21 protein-coding genes and 2 pseudogenes are annotated in these 20224 nt (G+C 72.0%); 11 read left to right on the plus strand and 12 right to left on the minus strand.

Annotated features, from left to right (window positions below; translation table 11 throughout):
* Nucleotides 1–95 (plus strand): annotated as a pseudogene (locus ACWEGE_RS38260) (fasciclin domain-containing protein); the annotation flags it as partial.
* A gap of 229 nt (nt 96–324) precedes the next feature.
* Here the strand turns inward: ACWEGE_RS38260 and ACWEGE_RS38265 are convergent.
* A complete protein-coding gene (locus tag ACWEGE_RS38265; protein WP_449665368.1) occupies nt 325–762 on the minus strand; it encodes an ATP-binding protein in 438 nt (145 codons plus the stop codon).
* Nucleotides 763–932: 170 nt separating this feature from the next.
* Here ACWEGE_RS38265 and ACWEGE_RS38270 point away from each other — a divergent pair, with 170 nt between their 5' ends.
* Both ACWEGE_RS38270 and ACWEGE_RS38275 read left to right on the plus strand, forming a co-directional pair.
* On the plus strand, nt 933–1529 hold the full coding sequence (locus ACWEGE_RS38270; RefSeq protein ID WP_449665369.1) for a fasciclin domain-containing protein: 597 nt from the start codon (nt 933–935) through the stop codon (nt 1527–1529).
* A 26-nt stretch (nt 1530–1555) separates the two neighbouring features.
* A pseudogene (locus ACWEGE_RS38275) lies at nt 1556–1770 on the plus strand (phosphoketolase family protein); the annotation flags it as partial.
* Nucleotides 1771–1776: 6 nt separating this feature from the next.
* Here ACWEGE_RS38275 and ACWEGE_RS38280 read toward each other — a convergent pair.
* Complete coding sequence (locus ACWEGE_RS38280; RefSeq protein WP_449665370.1) at nt 1777–3018, minus strand: aspartyl protease family protein; 1242 nt, start codon at nt 3016–3018, stop codon at nt 1777–1779.
* Nucleotides 3019–3120: 102 nt separating this feature from the next.
* On the opposite strand from ACWEGE_RS38280, the gene ACWEGE_RS38285 reads away from it, so the two are divergent.
* From ACWEGE_RS38285 to ACWEGE_RS38295, 3 genes are all read left to right on the plus strand, one after another.
* On the plus strand, nt 3121–3804 hold the full coding sequence (locus tag ACWEGE_RS38285; protein ID WP_449665371.1) for a response regulator transcription factor: 684 nt from the start codon (nt 3121–3123) through the stop codon (nt 3802–3804).
* Nucleotides 3801–5192: a HAMP domain-containing sensor histidine kinase gene (locus ACWEGE_RS38290; RefSeq protein WP_449665372.1), complete on the plus strand. Its 1392-nt coding sequence runs from the start codon at nt 3801–3803 to the stop codon at nt 5190–5192. Before ACWEGE_RS38285 ends, ACWEGE_RS38290 begins: the two co-directional genes overlap by 4 nt.
* 293 nt (nt 5193–5485) lie before the next feature.
* Entirely contained in the window at nt 5486–6301 is an 816-nt protein-coding gene (locus ACWEGE_RS38295) for an alpha/beta fold hydrolase (protein WP_449665373.1), read from the plus strand.
* A gap of 256 nt (nt 6302–6557) precedes the next feature.
* Here ACWEGE_RS38295 and ACWEGE_RS38300 read toward each other — a convergent pair whose 3' ends face one another.
* Nucleotides 6558–7313 carry a hypothetical protein gene (locus tag ACWEGE_RS38300; protein WP_449665374.1) on the minus strand — a complete coding sequence of 252 codons (756 nt, stop codon included), beginning with the start codon at nt 7311–7313 and terminating at the stop codon, nt 6558–6560.
* Between the two features lie 557 nt (nt 7314–7870).
* On the minus strand, nt 7871–8590 hold the full coding sequence (locus ACWEGE_RS38305; RefSeq protein ID WP_449665375.1) for a hypothetical protein: 720 nt from the start codon (nt 8588–8590) through the stop codon (nt 7871–7873).
* 123 nt (nt 8591–8713) lie between these two features.
* Between ACWEGE_RS38305 and ACWEGE_RS38310 the strand changes: the two genes are divergently transcribed.
* Both ACWEGE_RS38310 and ACWEGE_RS38315 read left to right on the plus strand, forming a co-directional pair.
* Entirely contained in the window at nt 8714–9433 is a 720-nt protein-coding gene (locus ACWEGE_RS38310) for a TetR/AcrR family transcriptional regulator C-terminal domain-containing protein (RefSeq protein ID WP_449665376.1), read from the plus strand.
* A 447-nt stretch (nt 9434–9880) separates the two neighbouring features.
* Nucleotides 9881–10204 (plus strand): hypothetical protein, encoded by a 324-nt coding sequence (locus ACWEGE_RS38315; RefSeq protein ID WP_449665377.1) that lies wholly within the window; start codon nt 9881–9883, stop codon nt 10202–10204.
* A gap of 318 nt (nt 10205–10522) precedes the next feature.
* Here the strand turns inward: ACWEGE_RS38315 and ACWEGE_RS38320 are convergent, their stop codons facing one another.
* Together ACWEGE_RS38320 and ACWEGE_RS38325 are read right to left on the minus strand one after the other, a co-directional pair.
* On the minus strand, nt 10523–11863 hold the full coding sequence (locus ACWEGE_RS38320; protein ID WP_449665378.1) for a sensor histidine kinase: 1341 nt from the start codon (nt 11861–11863) through the stop codon (nt 10523–10525).
* The gene (locus ACWEGE_RS38325; RefSeq protein ID WP_449665379.1) at nt 11853–12542 is read right to left on the minus strand and encodes a response regulator transcription factor; all 690 of its coding nucleotides are present in this window, start codon (nt 12540–12542) and stop codon (nt 11853–11855) included. The genes ACWEGE_RS38320 and ACWEGE_RS38325 overlap by 11 nt, the downstream gene beginning before the upstream one ends.
* 148 nt (nt 12543–12690) lie before the next feature.
* Between ACWEGE_RS38325 and ACWEGE_RS38330 the strand changes: the two genes are divergently transcribed.
* On the plus strand, nt 12691–13317 hold the full coding sequence (locus ACWEGE_RS38330; RefSeq protein WP_449665380.1) for a DUF2202 domain-containing protein: 627 nt from the start codon (nt 12691–12693) through the stop codon (nt 13315–13317).
* A 25-nt stretch (nt 13318–13342) separates the two neighbouring features.
* Here the strand turns inward: ACWEGE_RS38330 and ACWEGE_RS38335 are convergent, their stop codons facing one another.
* From ACWEGE_RS38335 to ACWEGE_RS38355, 5 genes are all read right to left on the minus strand, one after another.
* Entirely contained in the window at nt 13343–13528 is a 186-nt protein-coding gene (locus tag ACWEGE_RS38335; RefSeq protein ID WP_449665381.1) for a hypothetical protein, read from the minus strand.
* Between the two features lie 198 nt (nt 13529–13726).
* Entirely contained in the window at nt 13727–14554 is an 828-nt protein-coding gene (locus tag ACWEGE_RS38340; RefSeq protein ID WP_449665382.1) for an alpha/beta fold hydrolase, read from the minus strand.
* A 30-nt stretch (nt 14555–14584) separates the two neighbouring features.
* Nucleotides 14585–15481, minus strand: coding sequence for a sulfite exporter TauE/SafE family protein (locus tag ACWEGE_RS38345; protein WP_449665383.1), 897 nt, complete (start codon nt 15479–15481; stop codon nt 14585–14587).
* A 57-nt stretch (nt 15482–15538) separates the two neighbouring features.
* On the minus strand, nt 15539–15895 hold the full coding sequence (locus ACWEGE_RS38350) for a cupin domain-containing protein (protein ID WP_449665384.1): 357 nt from the start codon (nt 15893–15895) through the stop codon (nt 15539–15541).
* Nucleotides 15892–16740, minus strand: coding sequence for an alpha/beta fold hydrolase (locus tag ACWEGE_RS38355; protein WP_449665385.1), 849 nt, complete (start codon nt 16738–16740; stop codon nt 15892–15894). The genes ACWEGE_RS38350 and ACWEGE_RS38355 overlap by 4 nt, the downstream gene beginning before the upstream one ends.
* Before the next feature lie 177 nt (nt 16741–16917).
* Between ACWEGE_RS38355 and ACWEGE_RS38360 the strand changes: the two genes are divergently transcribed.
* On the plus strand, nt 16918–17274 hold the full coding sequence (locus tag ACWEGE_RS38360; protein ID WP_449665386.1) for a response regulator: 357 nt from the start codon (nt 16918–16920) through the stop codon (nt 17272–17274).
* Nucleotides 17267–17947, plus strand: coding sequence for a LuxR C-terminal-related transcriptional regulator (locus ACWEGE_RS38365; protein ID WP_449665387.1), 681 nt, complete (start codon nt 17267–17269; stop codon nt 17945–17947). Before ACWEGE_RS38360 ends, ACWEGE_RS38365 begins: the two co-directional genes overlap by 8 nt.
* Before the next feature lie 12 nt (nt 17948–17959).
* Here the strand turns inward: ACWEGE_RS38365 and ACWEGE_RS38370 are convergent, their stop codons facing one another.
* Nucleotides 17960–20053: a GAF domain-containing protein gene (locus ACWEGE_RS38370; RefSeq protein ID WP_449665461.1), complete on the minus strand. Its 2094-nt coding sequence runs from the start codon at nt 20051–20053 to the stop codon at nt 17960–17962.
* Between the last annotated feature and the right edge of the window lie 171 nt (nt 20054–20224).

A 20224-nucleotide genomic window follows, 5' to 3' on the forward strand; every position in this document is an offset into this window, starting at 1 on the left:
TCAACGGCGCGAAGATCCTGTGCGGCAACATCCCCACCAAGAACGCCACCGTCTTCGTGATCGACAAGGTGCTGACCCCGGGCACCAACAAGTAGCACCGGCTTGGCCGCCGACGGGTGGCCGGCACCGGACGGTCACTCCGGGCTCCCAGTCCTCCTGGAGCCTGGGGTGGCCGTCCTTCGCTCGTCTTGGGACAGCGATCGCAGTCTGGCGGCGGGTAGCAGGAGATCCGCCGCCGGGGACGCCGAAGCGGCGGCGTCCGCCGGTCGCCGCCACCGCCGGATCACTCCCGGGCCGTGTCGGCGACCGGCCCCCGGGGTGCGCTCAGGGGCAGAGGGGAAAGACCGTGATCGGCACCAGCGCCCAGACCACTTTCCCGCCGTCTTCGGCGCGTACGCCCCAGTCGAGAGACAGTTGCTCGACCAACCGGAGCCCGTACCGCCCCGATCCGGGGCGGCACGCCCGCACCTCTGTGACGTCCCGACCGCGGTCGCCGACTTCGACCAGCAGGTGCTCGGCCTCGCGGACGACGTGCAGTTCGCGGGCCCCGGTGGTGTGCCGGTAGGCGTTCCCGACGAGCTCGTCGATGACGAGGAGAACACCTCCGAACCGATCCGCGGCACCCGCTCCGAAGGTCAGCGACGCGGTGACGCGCGAGCGCACCTCGCGAAGGTCCGGAAGGTCGTCGAGGGCGACCCTGGTTTCGGCCGCCCCGGCGACCCGGCGGGTGAGCTCGGCCAGGCCCTCGTCGAAATCCCTCACGGAAACGGCCTTCCCTCGGTACCGGTGCACCTCGTGGTTCGGGCCGGCCTGCCGAGCGGATTGGTTGCGTCGTTCAGCCAATCGAGTGGTCGACCCGTTCCCGGCCGTCCCACCCGATGCGAGTCGCGAATCCACCGTGGATTTTCCGCCCGCCCACCCAGGAGTGCTTCGTGACGAAGGTTCGTCTCGCCGGTTCCGTCTTGGCCGCCGTGTGCACGCTCACCGCGTGCGGCAGCGGTGCCCCGGCTTCCCCGGCTGGTCCGGCTGTCTCGATGGCGCCGCCGCCGAGCGCGGGCATGAGCGGAACTCCCGATGGGGTGACCACCGACGCCGATGTGTTCGGCCCGGCTTGCCCGCGGTTGCCGCGGGGCCCGCGGCCGGTGGCGTCGGTCGCGTCGGCGAACCCGATGCTCACCAGGTTGGTGGCCGCGATGACGGCCGCCGGTCTGGTCGACGCACTCGACAACCGGCCGGCCATGACGGTGTTCGCTCCCGCCGACCCCGCGTTCGCGGCGCTGGGGACGGCCGGGCCGGGCGACCTGGTCCGGATCATCGAGCACCACGTCATCGGCACGCGTTATGACGCCAAGGGGCTCGCCACCGCCGGTTCGGTCGCGCCGCTCGACGCTGCCGCCGGTCCGCTGAAGATCGAGGGCGCGGGCGAGAACATGACCGTCGACGGCGCGAAGATCCTCTGCGGGAACGTCCCGGCGAAGAACGCCACGGTGTTCGTCATCGACAAGGTCCTGATCCCCGGACGCCCGTGATTCCCTGGCCGCGAACGCCCATCCCTCACGACCTCACGACCACGCCGTTCGACATGCCGGTGCGCAACCAGATGGACCGGTTCCAGCCGGTCATCGACGTGATCGAACGCGTGCGGGTCTCGTCGCGACGGCCGGCGTGCTCCGGCAGCGGATGACCGAGGCCCAGGGCCGCCACCGCCGGTGGATCCGCGCCCACGGCGAGGACCTGCCCGAGGTGCGGCACTGGACCGGGGAGGGCTGATCCGCGTCAGCGGATGAACAGCCGCATGGCGGTGTAGTCGAACGTGATCGCGAACGGCTTGAAGAACTCGTGGGTGAAGTTCGCGATGGGCGTGAACCCGAACTGCCCGGCCTGGCCGGGCCCGGGCAGGCCGAGACCGCCGCGCTCGGCGGCGAAGCCGCGCACGTCGTGCCCGGTCGCTCCGCCGAGGCTGATCCGCTCCGCGGTGATCGGGTAGACGGTGGTGCCGCCCATCTGCCGCGGATGGGCGCGGTCCACGGGGATCCCCAGCTGCTCGGCCAGCTCCACCGTGGTGTCCAGGCCGTGGGCGAGCCCGCCGGTGTCGAGGGTGACCACCCGGGGGCCGTAGCCGAGCACGCTGCCCAGCGAACAGGGGAAGTGGTCGCCGGCCAGCCACAGAGGCAGCCCGTGGCCGGCGGTCCGGCACCCCGCTCGCCGCAGCCGCAGCGCCCGGCCGGCGTAGTCCATCGTGGCCGTCAGGTGGTAGAAGACCGTGGTCCCGAGCACGCCGGCCGGCTGCGTGCCGTCCGGGAGGGCGGGCCGCCGGATGTCGGCCCACTGCATCGGGATGTTGCGCAGCTCGACACCGCCGACGCGCAGCGATTCCAGGACGCCGAGGTGGATCGTGATCGGCCCGCCCATGGCCACGCCGGGCACGGTGGCGACCGAGCGGAGCCCCGCGCGCTCGGCGTCGGCCTGGTTCAGGTCGAGCGGCGCGTAGGTGTCGAGCAGGAAGCCCTGCGGCGGGCCGCCGTTCACCGACGCCTCGACGGCGGGCACCGGATCGGTCATGAGGAACGGCAGGCTCGTGTCCGCTGCTCCGTGCACCTGCCATGCCGGGCCGTCCAGGTGCGAGTACAGCTCGGCGTACGCCGCGTCCCGCGAATCGCCGGTCGATCGGAGCAGGGGGATCGCGCGGTCGTGCCGGTCCTGCCGGACGAAGCATTCGGCGAGCCGTTGCCGCGAAGCCGGGTCGCCCAGGGCGACCGCCCGGGACAGGAACTGCTCGGCGTCGGCGAACCTGTTGCCCAGCAGGGCGAGGTAGCCCCGCTGCGCGATGGCGTGCGCGTCGTCGGGGCGCTCACGCAGGATCCTGGCGTAGCCGCGGTCGGCGGCGGCGAACCAGCCGCCGGAGAACAGCCGGTCCGGTTCGGTGCTCTCGGCAGCGGCCGCCGGTGCGGGGGACAGCAGCGAGGCGGCGGCGAGGCCGGTGCCCGCGAGGAAGGTGCGGCGGGGGAAATCGGTCATGGCGTCCACGCTGCCGGGCCGCGGATGAGAGAGGCCTGGGCGGACGCTGAGAAGATCGTGAGAGCGGTGCGCATCGCGCGTCGACGGGTTTACCTTGTGCCGGTGCGGCTTCTGGTGGTGGACGACGACCCGGACGTGCGGGAGAGCCTGCGCGACAGCCTCGAGTTCGAGGGCTACGCGGTGGAGACCGCGGCCGACGGTGAGCGGGCCCTGCGGCGGCTCGCGGCCGGGCCGCGCCCCGACCTCGCCATCGTGGACGTGCTGATGCCGGGCGTGGACGGCCTGGAGGTGTGCCGGCGGCTGCGGGGGAGCGGGCAGCGCCTGCCGGTGCTGCTGCTGACCGCACGGGACGGCCTCGGCGACCGGGTCACCGGCCTGGACGCGGGCGCCGACGACTACCTGGTCAAGCCGTTCGCACTGGAGGAACTCCTGGCCCGGCTGCGTGCGCTCCTCCGGCACCGTGCCCCGGCACCCCGGCGGGAGCCGCTGCGGCACGCGGGCCTCGTCCTCGATCCGGTGACCCGCGAGGTGACGCGGAACGGCCGGCCGATCGCGCTGACCCCGACCGAGTTCGACTTGCTGCGCGCGTTCCTGTCCGCGCCGCGGCGGGTGCTCACCCGCGCCCACCTCCAGCGGCGCGTCTGGGGGTATCCGCCGGGCGCCAACACCCTCGACGTCTACGTGGGCTACCTGCGCCGCAAGACCGAGGCGGCGGGCGGCGATCGCCTGCTGCACACCGTGCGCGGGGTCGGATTCGTCCTCCGGGACGGCGGAGACGGCCGATGACGCTGCGCGGCCGGGTCGCGGCGATCACGGCCGGGGTGGTCGCGGCCGCGGTGATCGGCATCGGGGTGATCACCTGGGTCGCGACCCGGCACCACCTGCTCGCCCAGCTCGACCGGACCCTGCTCGACCAGGAGGTCCCGACGCTCGCCACCATGCGCGAAGGGGCGGCCGCGCCCGCCATGGCCGGCAAGGCGCTGCTGTGCGATCCGGCCGCGCACCACCTGCAGCGGTTCCTCGAGGGCATCCAGCTGCTGCGGGCCGACGGCACGGGGTGCGTGCCCGCCGGGGTGGACGCGGTGGTCACCGGCCAAGCGGACCACGTCGTGACGGCCGTGACCCTGCGGGACGGGACCACCGCGGCGGGCGTCCCGGTGCGGGTGCTGCTGCGCCCGGCCGGCGACGGCGACGTCGTGGCCATCAGCCGCAGCCTCGCCCCGGTCGAGGAGACCCTGGCCGGCCTGCGCACGTTGCTGTTCCTGGTGTGCCTGGCGGGGGTGCTCCTCGCGGCGGCGACCGGGTTGCTGCTGGCCCGCCGCGTGCTCGCGCCCCTGGGCCGGCTCACCGCCGCGGCCGAGCACATCGCCCGCACCGAGGACCTGGACACCCCGGTACCCGTGGCAGGCCGCGACGAGGTCGGCCTGCTTGGCCGGGCGTTCACCGCGATGACGGGGGCGTTGGGGGATTCCCGGCGACGACAGCGCGAGCTGGTCACCGACGCGGCGCACGAACTGCGCACCCCGCTGACCAGCCTGCGCACCAACATCGATCTGCTGGCCCGCAGCGAGCGCACCGGCCGCGCCCTGCCGCCCGGACGGCGGGCGAGGATCGTGGACCGGCTGCAGGCCCAGGCCGCGGAGTTCGGCGACCTGGTCGGCGAACTGGTGGTGCTGGCCAGGGACCACCGCGCGCTGGCCCACGAGGAGGTGGACGTGGCGGCCGTGGTCGAGCGTGCGGTCGCCCGCGCTCGGAGCCGGACGGCACGGCACGGCTTCGTGGTGGAGCTGGCTCCGTGGTCGGCCGCCGGCGACGCCGCCGCCCTGGAACGGGCGGTGCTGAACGTGCTCGACAACGCGATCAAGTTCTCGCCGCCGGGCTCGGTCATCCGCGTGCGGGGCGAGCCCGGCCGGCTCGTGGTCACCGACCAGGGCCCGGGAATCCCGGTGGGGGACCGGCAACGGGCCTTCGCCCGGTTCTGGCGCGCCCCGGCCGCCCGTGCCCTCCCGGGCTCCGGCCTCGGGCTGGCCATCGTGGCGGACACGGTCCGCGCCCACGGTGGCCGGGTGTGGTTCGCGGATCCCTCTCCGGGCCAGGGCACGTGCGTCCACATCGAGCTTCCCCGGGCTGCCGGGCGGGTCGCCAGGCCGGGCTCTCCGAGTGAGCCGGGTTGAGGTCGATCGCCGGAAGTGCGCGAAGGCCGCCGGCCGGTGGGTCACCACCAGCGCCGGCCAACGGTTAGGACATCGCTTCGACGCGGAGGTGGCAGGCCGGCCGGATGATCGTGATCGGCGATACTGCTCATGCCGCCGAACGCCGGTCGCGGTGCGTCGATGGCGATGGGGGACGCCGTCGTCCTGGCCAAGTGCCTGCGCGACACCAGGGGGAAGCCAGGGTTCCCCGCCTTCCGGAACCCGTGTCAGGACGGAGTCAGACCGGTGTCAGGCGAGCTGCCGACAGTAGCGGCATGACAAACACCGACGCTTCCTCGACCATCTCGGCCTGGACCGGCATGCTGCCGGTCGAAGACACCGCGCTCGCCGTCACCGACACCGGTGGCACCGGCGTCCCGGTGCTCTACTGCAACGGCCAGTTCGCCACGCAGGGGTATTGGCGGCGGGTACTGGCCGAACTCGGCGGCGAGTTCCGGCACATCACCTTCGACGAGCGGGCCCGCGGCAAGTCGAAGCGGTCGGCGGACTACTCGTTCGAGGCCGCCGTGCGGGACGTCGACGCCGTGCTGGCGGCCCGCGGCGTCGACCGGGCGGTGGTGGTGGGCTGGTCCTACGGGGCGGTGGTGGCGGCGCACTGGGCCGGGCGGAACCCGGAGCGGGCCATCGGCGCGGTGCTGGTGGACGGGGCTTACCCGTACGACTGGCTCGACGAGGCGATGGAGCTGCGGATCCGGAAGCTGTTCAAGCGGTTGAACCTGGTCATGCCGTTGCTGCGCCCGACCGGCCTGACCCCGCGGATGAGTGCGGCCCAGCAGGCTGAAAGCAACATCGAGCTCGGGGTGCTGTCGCGCGAGCGTGAGCTGGGCCCGGTGCTGGACGGCATCACGGTGCCGGTGCGGTACGTGGTGGCGTCGGGGACGTCCTTCGGCAGCAAGGGCGACGAACAGGAAGTGCTTCGCACCAGCCTCGACGGGGTGACTTCCCGCAACCCGAACATCAAGGTGAGCGCGAAGGTCCCGAGCAACCACGGCGCACTGCTGAAGAAGGACGCACCGGCCATCGCCGCGGCCGTCCGCGAGGTCACGAGTCTCGGACGTGCCTGCGGCTGAGACGCGCGACCACACGCGGCGCTCTTCCGGCAATGAACCCGTTCCCGTGAAGGGAAATCCGAACCGCGCGGGCAATGGTGGCCCCGGCGCCGCGGAGACTGGGCCGGCCGGTTCAGCGGTGCGGCCCAGGTGCCCGAACCGCGAAGGTCGGTTACACCTCGACGTTCGCCTTCTCGCCCGCGTTCAAGCGCCAGTTCGGCACCGCACCGTGGGACCGGCACTGGTGATCCGATGTGGACCCGACGAGCCCAGCGGTTCACGGCGTGACGTCGAAGCGGTCCAGCAGCATGTAGGTGCCGCTGCGCTTGACGGCCCGGATGGTGTGGCGGCCCGGCGACAGGCCGCAGGCGCTGAACACGCTCTGCTGGGCGTGCCGGACCTGGCTGGTGGTGTCGACGGTGCGTTGGAAGACGTCGTCGAGGTAGATGTCCATCCGGCCCTCGTCGGAGTAGGTCTCGCTGAAGAGCGCGATGCCGGTCCCGGTGAAGGTGTAGCGGACCTGGCTGCCATCCTCCCTCGTGGCGTGCACGTCGTCGTGGAAGTCGCCCAAGCCGCGTTTGCCGGCGGAGTACCACGGTCCGCTGTAGATGATGCCGTTCGCGTCGTCGTTGAGCGTCGCCGTCTCGGCGGTCGGACAGTGCGGGGTGGGCGCGACCGGGGCAGCCGGCGGTGGTGGGGCGACGCTCGGGCGGGTGGGCGAGTGTGTCGGCGTGGCCGGCGGCGTCGCCGAGGTCGTGGCCGGCGTGGCCGAGGTCGTGGCCGGCGTGGCCGAGGTCGTGGGCGCGGCGGACCGAGCCGGGATGGCACTCGACGGCAGCGGGGCGGCCGGCTCGAGCGGCGCCGAAAACAACGCCGCCTCGCGCGGCGGCTGCGCCGGGCCGGACATCGTCGTCGTCAGCGCGGCGATGCTTGCCAGCACCACCGCCGCGCCCGCGACCAACACGGCCGCCCAGCGGATCCGCGCGCCCGCGCGCAGCTGTGGGTCGGCCGCTTCCCGGGCCAGCCGTTCCAACCGCGCGCGGCGCCCGTCCTGCTCGGTGTCCGCTTGCCGCGGCTCTCCAGGGATGACCGGCAGTTGGGCTGTCTCGATCGGACGGGCCCACCGCCGGCGTTCCTCGGCACCTCCTGGACGGTCAAGCCCGCTGCTGGCTCTTCGCCGGCCGGCACTCGCCATCGGTGAACCTCCGAACTCCCAGACGATCGAGCACTCCGGCTCGCGATGCCGAGATCCTAGAAATCCGGCCCCCTGCTGGCAAACCTGACAGGCCCGGACGGCAGTCCGGATGAAAGCCGCGGTCCTCGGCGTGGTGCCACCGAAGGCCGGCAGATCGGCATCCGGACCGGATGCGACCTCGGCACTGCCGCCGGGCCCGTGCCCTCGACCCGGAGCCGCTCAGCGAACACCTGCCCCTGCTCGGGGACGTGCGACCGCCCGGGCGTCGGCGATCGGGCCGGTCTTCTTCCCGTCGAGGTGGACCATGTGTCCGGGCCGGCGGGCGGTGATCCGTCTCGGTTGCCGGTTTTCTGGCCTTCTTGACTCCTCCCATCGGGCACCGGCCTGCCGGCTGGTCAGCGCGCTGCGAGGTATTCCGCACGGGAAGGCGTGGGGGTGTCGCCGGCCATGGCCTCGGCCCGCCACAGCGAGATGCCCAAACCGATCAGCGCCACTCCGGTCGGAACGGCCAACGGCCGGTTGAACGACTCCGGCAGTACCGCGAGCGCGACCGTGGCGGCGGTGCCCGCGGCGAGCAGCGCCGAGGCCCACCGGGCGAGGACGCGCGCCCGGAACAACGCGATACCGAACAGGCACCCGCCGGCGAGGTAGCCGACGGAGCTGACGACGAAGACGGTCTGCATGGCGCCGATGCCATCGGTCGCGGTGCCACCGAAGGCGACGGCGAGGACGTCTGCGACGTAGCCGGGCGCGGTGTGCGCCAGCGCGGGCAGAACAGCGGCAGCAACGACCTCGACGCTGAACATGAACAGATAGCCGACGGCGAACAACACGTAACCGAGGAAGCCGAGGATTCCCGTCTGCCGCACTTGGCGCAGGTACATGCCGGTGATGCCGGCGAGCGCCAGCGCGGCCATGAGCGCCTTCCCCGTGCTGCGCACGGCCCAGTCGGTGGTGGTGACCGCCGAGACGTCCATGGCCGGGTGCCCGACCTGGACCGCGATGAACAGCGCCCCCGCGAGCGCGGCAGCGATTCCGGTGGCCCGCGAAAGCCTCCTTGCGTCGGGCGCCATGGAGAACTGCTTCGTCTTGCCGGGTGTTGGCGTCGCACTCATGCCTGGCTCCTCCGAGACGGATACGACCGAGGTGTACTAAGTACACCTCTGCCGCGCCCAAGCTAGGCGTACGATGTACACCTGTCAAGACCGGGCACCCGGTCACGAGGTGGAGGACCCCTGATGCAGGACACCGCCGCGACCGTCGGCCGGGAGCGGCTCAACCGCGCGAAGGTGCTGCGCGCCGCCGTCGAACTGGCGGACGAGGGCGGTTTCGAGGCTTTGACCATGCGACGGCTCGCGGACCGGCTCGGCGTCGTGCCGATGGCGCTCTACAAGCACGTGGCGGACAAGCGCGAACTCCTCGACGGCATGGTCGACCTGGTCTTCGCCGAGGTCGAGGTGCCCGTCGACGTCGACTGGCAGACCGCCATGCGCCTCCGCGCGGCGTCGATGCGGCAGGCTTTGCTCCGTCACCCGTGGGCGGTCGGCCGGATGGAGACCGGTACTCCGGGACCGGCGAACCTGCACCACCACAACGCGGTGATGCGGTGCCTCCGCCGTGACGCGGGCTTTCCTTTCCGCATGGCCGTGCACGCGTACAACCTGATGGACGCCTACGTCTACGGGTTCGCCCTCCAGGAGAAGACCCTCGCCGGCGACATCCCGGCGGAAGCGGCGCGACGGCAAGAAGCCGTCGTGGGCCGGCAACCGTCGGGCCTCGAGGACTACCCCTACCTCGCCGAGGTGGTCACCGAACTGGCGAAAACGGGGTTCGCCTTCGCCGACGAGTTCCAGTTCGGGCTCGACCTCATCCTCGACAGCCTCAGCCGGATGCCTCGGCAAGCCTCCCGCACGGCCGACATCGACCCGAACCCACCAGGGCGGCCGACGGTCCCGTGAAGCCGAGTTCGGAATGTCCTGGGGCCACGTCGCATGGCCCGGACGAGCTGAACCGATGTGCACCCGAGACAGCCGGTTGACCTCCCGATCGACCGGGCGATCGTCACCACGAGGAACAACACTCCGGCTCCCGCCGCGTCGCGGCGGCGAACGCGCCCAGCGGCGCGAGAGACCAGCCGCAATCCGGCCGCTTGGTTTTCGATGATCGCGGCGAGCTATGGTGCACAGGCCACTACAAGGATGGATTCGTGCAGCTGAGAGGGCCGAACTGTGGAAGCTGACAACACTCGGCTGCCGCTGCGGAGTCAACAACCTGACTTGTCCCGGCCGTGGATCGACGTTTCGGCCGCGCTACCCGGGCTTGCTCACCGTCCTTATTTGATAACGGCCGGTCGAACTGAGGAATTAATCGCGTCTCTCGCTGGAAAAGGATTTCGGGTCGTTAGCGTGGCGGGCGATGTGGAATCATCGGATTTCGCGGACGACCTCCTGGCGAAGCTCACGCGGACCCTGGGTTTCTCCGAGGTCGGCGCGGGCAGCTGGGCGGCCTTCAACGACCGTCTCTGGGACCTGTTGACCGCGCCGGATCCCCAGCCGGTGGCGGTGGTGATCCACGGTCTCGACCCACTGGTTCACCAGGACGTGCACACACTGCTGCGGTGCGTGCACAACCTCTTGTCCATGACCGAAGGCGCGGGGCTCGAGGACGCGAGCGCCAGCAGGCAGGTCGAATACTTCTTCGTGGGTGATTGGCCCGGCTTACCCGCCTAGTCTTACTGGTTTCGTGGCACTCAACCCGGCCGCCTGGCCGACCTGGCCGGAGACAGCACCAGCGAGTGTGGCTGAACGCCCGCATGACGCGATCCGCCAACCCTGGGTGCGCGACGCGGCGACCCGGGGAAGCTGGTCGGCGGCCAACTCTTCGCTACGGGGCCCACCTCGCCATCGGCGTGCCCGCTCGTCCGAGGGGGACTCGGTCCTGGGGATGCGGCAACACCGCCCGCCATGGGGTCGAGCACGGCTCCGGCCTGGGCACCATCCGCCGGCCGGTCGAGCACACCTTCGCCTGGCTCATGCTGAACCGACTTCTCAGCTCCGGGGGAGCCGGATGGTGAAGGTGGTGCCTTCGCCCGGCGTCGAACGGGCGGTGACGGTGCCGCTGTGGGCGGTGACGAGTTCGTGGACGACGGCGAGCCCGAGTCCGGCGCCGGGTACCGACGTGCCGGTCCCGCGCCAGCGCCGGTCGAACACGTGCGGCAGTTCGTCGGGCGGGATACCGGGGCCCGTGTCGGCCACTTCGAGCACTGCCGATTTCCCGTCGGCGTAGGCCCGGACGGTGACGCTGTCGCCGGGCCGGGCGTAGCGGGCGGTGTTGCCGAGCAGGTTCCCGATCGCCTGGTGGAGCCGATCGGGATCGACGCGGACGGGCAGTGGTCCGGCGAGGTCGGTGTGGACGTCGATCCCGGCGGCGCGCAGGTGCGCGGTGTGGTTGCGGACGGCGTCGGCCGCCAGTTCGGCGAGGTCGGTGTCTTGGCGGTGCAGCGACAGCGCGGCGGATTCCGCGGCGGCCAGCTCGGAAAGGTCTTGGACGATCCGGCCGAGCCGCAGGGCTTGGTCGTGCAGGCTGGTGAGCCGGGCGGTGTCGGGTGGTTCGAGGCCGTCGCGCAGTTCTTCCAGGCCGGCTTGCAGGGTGGCGAGCGGGGTGCGCAGTTCGTGGGCGACGTCGGCGGTGAGGTGGCGGCGGGCGCGGTCGGCCCGGGTGACCTGCTCGGCCATGTCGTCGAAGGCGGCCGCCAGCTCGCCGAGCTCGCCCGGCGCGCGGACCCGTGCGCGGGCGGAGCGGTCGCCGGCGGCGATGCTCTTCGCCGTGGCGGTGAGGCGGCGTAGGGGTGTGGCGATGCGGCGGCTGACGAACCAGGCGGCCGTCAAGGCCAGCAGCAGCGCGACTGCGGCGGCGAGGGCGATCCAGGTCCAGGCGATCTCCTTGGCCGCGGTGGCGGTGGAGGTGCCGAACGCCAGCTGCACCGAGCCGACGGTCCGGCCGGCCACCACGATCGGTGCGGTGACCCGCCCGCCGCCGGGCGCGGGGCCCATCGGGCCCGCACCCATGCCGTGGTGGCGGCCGGTGACCGGGGAGCCGGTGGTGTCGCGGACGACGAGCTGGGCTCCGGCTCCGGCGGCGAGCGCGGTGGCTTCGTCGAGCCGGGCTCCGGTCCAACCACCGGCCTGCTGGTAGGCGGTGCCCGCGGCGGAGGCCACCTGCGCCGCGGTCGCTTGGCGGGCGGCGAGTTCGGCGGAGGCGAGGCCGCGGTCGGTGCCGAGCAGCGCGGCCACGGTCAGCGCGGCGACCGACGACAGCGCGACGAGGACGAACGCGAACAGCAGCCGCCAAGCGAGCGGTCCGCCGTGGGTGTCGCGGTCAGCGGTCACGGCGCAGTCCCAGCCGGTAGCCGGTGCCGAGGACGGTCTGGACGACGTCCGGTCCGTCCGGGCCGAGCTTGTGGCGCAGGTTCTTCACGTGCGAGTCGACGACGCGTTCGTAACCCTCGAACTCGTAGCCGCGGACCCGGTTGATCAGCTCGTAGCGCGAGTACACCCGACCCGGTACGGCCGCGAGCGCGGTGAGCACACCCCATTCCGTGGGCGTGAGCTCCAGGAGGTCACCCTGCCAGCGGACCTCGTGCCGGCTGTCGTCGATGCGCAACCGGCCGTCCCCGAACGTCGCCGTGGTGGTGTCCGGCGTACCGGCCGTCCGGTTCAGCACGGCTTGCACCCGCAGCACGACTTCGGTCGGGCTGAACGGCTTGGTGACGTAGTCGTCGGCGCCCAGCTCCAGCCCGCGGATCCGGTCGTCGACCGAGCCTCGCGCGGTCAGCACGACGACCGGGACCCGGCCGCGGTCGCGGGCCGCGCGCAGAACCTCGACGCCGTCGACGTCCGGTAGACCGAGGTCGAGCAGCACGAGTCCGGCGGCACGCGCTTCGAGCAGTGCGAGCGCTCGGGCGCCGGAGCCGGTGGTCACCACCGCGAAGCCGGCGCGCTCGAGGTAGCGGCGCAGCAGTTCCCGGATCTCCTTCTCGTCTTCGACGACCAGCACGGTGGCACTCACCCTCGCAGGGTGCCGGGTGGGCGCCGGGTGGATCGAGGGTCGAAAGGCCCGGCGTGGCGGGCTCCACGTCATCTCCACATCGACCACACACCGGCTGCGCGTGGTCGGCCGATCCTGAGGGTGCAGGGGAGTCCGGAAGGAGGAAGTCATGCGGACTCGGACACTGATCACCGCCATCGCCGCGGGTGGGCTCGTGACCGTGGGTGCGGCCGTGGCGATCCCCGCGTTCGCGGCCGGCGGGCCCGCCGGGACCGGGAACGGCCCCGGCCGGGGTGCCGGGATGGGCATGATGGTGCAGGACCGGCAGCGGGACGGCACCTGCCTCGGCGGGGTGGCCGACCCGAGCGGGATCCTGAGCGAGGCCCAGCGCACCGCATTGGCCGCCAATGCGGAAGAGGAGAAGCTCGCGCACGACCTCTACACCGCGTTCGACGCCCGGTACGACACGGTGGTCTTCGATCGGATCGCGGCGGCGGAGACGGCGCATCTGAACGCCGTGCGGACGCTGATGAGCCGTTACCAGGTCACCGATCCCACCGCGGGCCAGGCACAGGGCCGCTTCGCCACCCCGGCCGTGCAGGCGACCTACGACCGGCTGCTGGCGCAGGGATCGGCGAGCGAAGCCGCGGCGCTGCAGGTCGGGCGCACGGTGGAGACAACCGACATCACCGACCTGCGCAAGGCCCTCGACGGGCTGACCGCGCCCGACGTCCAGCGGGTGTACCGGCACCTGCTGATGGCGTCGCAGCACCATCTGGCCGCGTTCGGCGGATAGCCGCCGGAGTGCCGGCGCCCGCTGGTCAGGTCTTGTCGCGTTCGGCGGTGAACTCCGGGAACGCGCCGGGGAAGCCGTGTCGGTGGCATACACGGCCTTTCCGGTCAGGCGGCAAGGAAAAATGATGCTCCCAGCGGCCCGCGTGCGAAATCACCGCCGTCGCGGCCGTGCCGAAGTCCGGACGGGGGGAGAGCCCGATGGCCTTCTGCACCTGGAGGGTGGCCCTGCCTGCGCGACGACAGAGACTTCGGCAAGCCCTGTTCCCGCCGGTCAGCACCCTCCAGCCGATTGGCGCGCCTCACCGGCCCGAACCGCGATGGAAGGCCCGGGTCGGCTGAACAAGTTGGCCGGCGCGCCCACCAGAGCGAGGCTGGCGCTGATCGGCGGGAGGCGATTGCGGGGACTTGGCTCAGGACTTGATGAAGTCGAGCAGGTCGTTGTTGAAGGTGTCCTTGTAGGCGGTGGTCTGGGCCAGGCCGTGCGGGGCGCCGGGATAGACCTTCAGGGTCGCGTTCGGGACGATCTTCGCCGATTTCAGTGCCGCGGCGGCGATGGGGACGATCTGGTCGTCGTCGCCGTGGATGATCAGGGTTGGGACGTCGAACTTCTTGAGGTCCTCGGTGGTGTCGGTTTCGGAGAAGGCCTTGATGCAGTCGTAGGCGCCCTTCTCGCCCACCGTCATGCTCAGCAGCCAGAACGAATCGCGCAGACCCTGCGACACGGTGCTGCCGTCGCGGTTGGCGCCGTAGAACGGCTCGCTGAGGTCCCGGTAGAACTGGGACCGGTCGGCGGTCAGCCCGGCCCGTAGGCCGTCGAAAACTTCCAGGGGCTGGCCCTCGGGGTTGGCCTCTGTCTTGAGCATCAGCGGCGGGATCGCGCTGAGCAGCACCGCCTTGGCCACCCGGGAGGTGCCGTGGCGGCCGATGTAGCGGGCGACCTCCCCGCCGCCGGTGGAGTGGCCGACCAGGACCGCGTCGTGCAGGTCGAGGGCGTCGATGACCGCGGCCAGGTCGTCGGCGTAGGTGTCCAGGTTGTTGCCGTCCCATGGCTGGCCGGACCGGCCGCCGCCACGGCGGTCGTGCGCGATGGCGCGGTAGCCGTGGGAGGCCAGCAGGAACAGCTGATCGTCCCAGGCGTCGGCGGTCAGAGGCCAGCCGTGGCTGAAGACGACCGGCCGCCCGGCTCCCCAGTCCTTGTAGAAGATCTCCGTGCCGTCGGTGGTGGTGACAGTGCCCATCGTTCTCTCCTTCTTCCTGATTGATGGTGCTCACCCGTGACTCGGTGACCGTCTGGCGGCCGCCGTCTGGATCCGCTGGGCGGCCAGCGCCTTGAAGACGAGTCGGACGGCGACGGCCAGCAGCAGCGCCGCGAACAAGATTCCCGACAGGGCGGGAGGGATCACCAGCGCGGCGTACACGGCCGGCACCGAGGCGGCGGCGGCCGCGGTACCGACGACCAGCCCGGCGCGGACATCCACCAGGCCGCCACGCCGGCTGGTCACGGTGCCGGCCACGCCGGCCGGGATGCTGACCAGCAGCGCCGTGCCTTTCGCGATCAGGTCGCTGACGGCGAAGCCGGAGATCAGGAGCGGCACGGCGATGATCCCGCCGCCGATGCCGAACAGGCCGGAGGCGATCCCGACCACCAGGCCGACGCCGACGTATCCGAGTGCTACGCCCGCGGTCAGGTGGACCGGGTGGCCGCGCTCGGGCGCGACGGCCAGCAGGCGGACCGCATTCGCGACGACGAAGGCGATGAACATCCACCGCAGCCAGGCCAGCGGCAGGCGCCGCAGCAGGTAGCTGCCGGCGACCGCCCCGGCGATCACGCCCGGCGCCAGTAGCGCGGCGCCTGCGATGCTGACGGCGCCGTGGGCCAGGTAGGTGGCCGAACCGACCACGGCGGCGGGGATGACGGCCACCAGCGAGGTCGCCGCGGCCTGCCGCTGGCCGAGGCGGGCGCGCCACATCAGCAGGGGAACCATCAAAATGCCACCGCCGATCGCGAACAGTCCGGAAAGGACACCGCCGACCGCCCCGATCGCGGCCAGGGTGGCCCAGTACCCGCGGCCGTGCCCCTGCGCGGAAGCAGCCGGCGCCGCGGTCGCCTCGTCGTCCCGCTCCGGGGCGGTGGAGTCGCCCGGATCATTCCGTGCTGTGCTCATCGACTGCTCCTCAACAGGTCAGCCGCTTCCCGGCCAGGATGTCCGCCCGCCCGGTCGTCATGGCTTGGTGAACACGGCCAGTGGCTTTCCCGGTTCGACGATGTAGGTGGAAAGCATGCGGCCCGTTTCGGGGCCGAGGTCCGTGGCGTTGTGCGGCGTCCCGGGCGGGATGAGGAAGCCGTCGCCGGCGTGCAGGGTGAGCGTGGGCCGGCCCTGGATCTCCATGCGCACGATGCCGGCCACGATGAAGCCGACCTCTTCACCGGGATGCCGGTGCCAGCCGGACTGCACGCCGGCCGGGATCTCGGTGAGCACCTGGACGATTTCGCGGCCGGGGATCGAGGACGCGGCACGCTGCAGTTCGGTCCGCTTGAGTGTCCCGGCGAGGTCGTCACGGGAGCCGGGGCCGGTCATGGCGCCGGCGCGGTGTCGCGCAGGAAGGCGAGCAGCTCGCGGTTGACTTCTTCGGCATGGGTGACGCCCATGACGTGCGGGCCACCGTCGATCTCGGCGTACCGCGCCGCGGGCAGCGCGGCGTGCAGGCGACGGCCCTGCCCGTTGATCGGCAGGATCCGGTCGGCGGTGCCGTGCAGGATCAGCGTCGGGACGTCGATCTTGGTGATGTCGTCGCCGAAGTCCGCCAGCCAGCCGGGCGGGCACGCCCAGGTCGCCCACGGTGAGGCATCGGCGCCGGCGTCCCAGATGGCGCGAACGGTCTCTTCGCTCACCCGTTTGCCGAGGTAGTCGTCGAGGTTGAGCAGGTTCTCGACCAGCCCGGTCAGCCAGGCGAACCGGTCGTCCAGGATCGCCTGCTGCACGCCGGTCACCGCGGCCTGGTCGACGCCCTCGGGATTGTCGGCGGACTTGGCGAACGACGGCGCCAGGGTTTCGATGAAGACGCAGCTCTTCAGCCGTCCCGTGCCGTGGGTGCCGATGTAGCGGGCCAGCTCACCGGTCCCCAGCGAGAAGCCGATCAGCGTCACCTCGCGCAGGTCGAGCTCGGTCAGCAGCTGGTGAAGATCGTCGGCCAGGGCGTCGAAGTCGTAGCCCTCGGCCGGCCGGCTCGACCGGCCGAACCCGCGGCGGTCGTAGGCGACAACGCGGTGTCCCGCTTCCAGGAGGGGGTGAACCTGCGGTTCCCAGGACCGGCTGTCCAGCGGCCAGCCGGCCAGCAGGACGACCGGGTCGCCGCTTCCGTGGTCCTCGTAGTACAGCTCGATCGGGGTGGAATTTTCCTGGCCGACGGTCACGGTGCCCATGGCGCCCTCCCGGGGAAGCTCGCTGTCCCGGGCAGCCTGTCAACGGGGCGCGGCCACGCCCAGACCCCCTGGCCCGACAGCACGGTCGTGCTCACCCGCGAGTGGACTACGGCCGGCCCGCCGAGATTTCCGGCCAGCCCTACCCTGCCGAGCCAGCCGGGCTGGAAAGATGTTGCCATGCCCCGGTCGGTTCTCGTCGTCGACGATGACTCGTCCTTTCGTGAGCTTGCGGTCGGGCTGCTGCGCTCCTGGGGCCATGATGTCGTCGGGGAAGCCGGCAGCATCGCCGAGGCAGTGGAGCGGGTTACCGAGCTCCGTCCCGATACCGTGCTGATCGACATCGGGCTACCGGACGGCGACGGTTTCCAGTTGACCGCGCGCATGCGGCTGATGTCGTGGCAGCCCCGTGTGCTGCTGATTTCCTCCGATTCCGGCGCGGCGACCGATTCCGAGGCCCGGCAGGCGGGCGCGGTCGGCTTCGTCCCGAAGACCGACATGGCCGGACCGCAGTTCCGCCGGATGCTCGATGGGTGAGCCGGCCCGCGCCGTGCGCGTGGTCGTCGGCGAGGACGACGTCCTGATGCGTGAGGGAATCGTGCGCCTGCTGGCGGAGGCCGGGCTCGAGGTCCTGGCCCAGGCCGGGGACGCCGAAGACCTGCTCGGCAAGGTGCTGGCCTACTGTCCGGACGTCGTCATCGTGGATGTCCAGATGCCCCCGCACCGAGGCGATGACGGGCTGGTCGCGGCCTTGGAGCTGCGACGCCGCCGGCCCGCGCTCGGGGTTCTGGTCCTCTCGCAGTTCAACGAGGAGTCCTACGCTCTGGACCTCATCGGGGACCGGCCCGAAGGGGTGGGCTACCTGCTCAAGGAGCGGGTCGGGGATGTCGAGACGTTCGTCAGCGCGATCCGGCGGGTCGCGTCCGGGGGGACCGCCCTGGACGCCGCGGTCGTGCGCCGCATGCTGGGCCGCGATCGCCGGGACGACCCGCTGCGTGAGCTCACGGCCCGCGAGCGGGCCGTGCTCGCCGTGATGGCCGAGGGCAAGTCGAACGCGGGCGTCGCCGCGGCGCTCGCCATCAGCGAGGCGGCCGTGGAAAAGCACGTGACCGCCATCTTCCGCAAGCTCGGCATCGGCGCCGAAAGCACCGGACATCGCCGGGTCCTCGCCGTACTGGCCTACGTGCGGAGCGCCGGGCCAGGCTGGTAGACCCGCGCACCGTTAATGAGGCGTTCCCGGCGTGGACGGGAGCGGTTCGTCAACCGGCACGGTGGCCTCCACGGTGGTCCCCCTTCCCGCCGGGCTGGTGATGCGCAGCGCGCCGCCGCGTGCTTCGACCCGATCGAACAGGCCGGTCAGACCCGAGCCCGTGCCGGCCTGAGCTCCGCCGATCCCGTCGTCACCCACCTCGATGTGCACCGCGCCGTCGCTGAGGCCGGCGCGCACCCAGCTGCGGCTGGCGCGGGCGTGCTTGACGACGTTGGTCAGCGCCTCGGCGACGACGAAGTAGGCGGTGGTCTCGATCTCCGCGGGCAGCCGGGGTATGTCGACCACGGCGTCGACCGGCAGCGGCAGGTCGGCCAGCAAGGACTCCACTCCGCCGCGCAAGCCCTTGCGGGTCAGCCCCGCCGGGAGAATCCCGCTGACGAGCTCACGCAGTTGATCGGTAGCGCGCTGAGCGTGCTTGAGTGCTTCCTCGACCCGCTCGATGCCGGCCGGCACGTCGCGATCGGCGAGTGACTGCCGGGCCAGCTTCAAGGTGATGACCGTCTGGACCAGACGCTGTTGGGCACCGTCGTGCACGTCACGCTGCAGCCGCCGCCGAGTCTCGTCGGCCGTCGACAGGACCCGGGCGCGTGAGGCGATCAGCTGTGCGCGGCTCGCCGCGTTGCTCACCGCGGTGCCGGCCAGGTTGGCGAACTGCTGAAGACGCTCCTCGACCCCGCGCACCAGCGGCCCGTCGGTCGAGGTGGCGGTGAGCATTCCCCACACGCGGCTCTCCAGCGCGATCGGTGCGGCGACCGCGGCGGTCAGGCCGAACTCCCGGGCGAGGCCGGCGTCGGGTTCGGCGCCGTAGTCGTCGACGCGCTCCGGTCGTCCGGTCCGCCGGACGCGGTCGGGCAACGTGCCGGACGCGTAGGCGATGCGCGTCCCGGGCGGCACCGGACCACCGCTGCGGCTCACCACCACCAGCGCCGCGTCCTCCTCGAAGCGGACGAGTGTCATCGGCTGGCCGTCGAGAAGCTGCTGAGCCTCGGCAGCCACCGCCGCGAAGATCGCCTCGGGCGGTCCGCCGCGGGCCACCTGTTCGGCGACGCGCAGCAGCGCCGCCTGCTCGTCGGCCAGCGCCTGGACGTCGGCACGCGCCTGGGAACTGGCGATCGCCGTGCCGGCCAGCTCGGCGAACCGCGAAAGCTGTTCTTCGATTCGGGGCGGTAACGCCCCTCTCCCGGCGGCCACCAGAGCGCCCCACAGCCGGTCCTCGGCCAGGACCGGCGCCGCGGCGCTCGACGAATACCCCTGGCTCGCGGCCAGCCGCGGCCACGCGCCCGACATGGCCTTCAGCCGGTCGGTGCGGGCCGGCCGCCGGGTCCGCCAGACGCGCTGGGTGGCGCCGTCACCCTCGCCCGAGGCACGCATCCCCACGGTCACGCCGTCCGGCGGATCGTGGATCGCCACCACCTCGGTCGCCCCGTCCGGCTCGAAGCGCAACAACGTGGTGAAGGCGACACCGACCAGGCGCGCAGCCTCGGTGACCACCGCCTCGAGCACCTCATCCGGCGGGGCGTCGTGCACCGCCAGCTCGGCCACCCGCCGCAGCGCGGCCTGCTCGGCGGCGAGCTGCTCGAGCTCCTCGCGGCTCTGCTCGTTGGCGATCGCGATGGCCAGCAGTTCGGTGAACGCTGCCAGCTGGTCCTCCGTCCCAGGCGGGAGCTCCTGGTCGCTCGCCGAACCGACGGCGGTGAGACCCCACACGGTTCCGTCGACGATGACCGGCGCACCGACTGACGATCGCCAGCCCCAGCCGCGGATCATCTCGGCCAGCGAACCCGATGAGCCCGTGTAGCTCGCGATCCGGCCCGGACGCTTGCCGTCCCAGATCAGCCGGGCCAGGGTGCCGGAGCCGAACGGGTGCCGGACCCCGATGCCCTGGTAGCCGTCGGACTCGTTCCAGCGCCCGATCATGGTGACCGTCTCGTCGTCGTGCAACCGCACCAGGGCCGCGTCGGTCGCGGAGATCAGCAGGCCCACCTCGGTCACCAGTGCCTCGAAAACCTCGGCACGAGCGGCCCCCCGCGCCACCAGCGTCGCCACTCGCCGCAAGGCCAGATGCTCGGCAGCCGAACGCCGAAGATCGCCGGGATCCTTCGCGGAGGGTTCCATGGACTCATCCGGGGGTGCCGGGCCTAGCGCCCGCTTCGGTCACTCCAGCGACAGTACCCATTGACAGGCCGGGCGACCAGGCGGAACCTCCCGGCGACCTGA

The sequence above is a fragment of the Amycolatopsis sp. NPDC004747 genome (assembly GCF_053601335.1).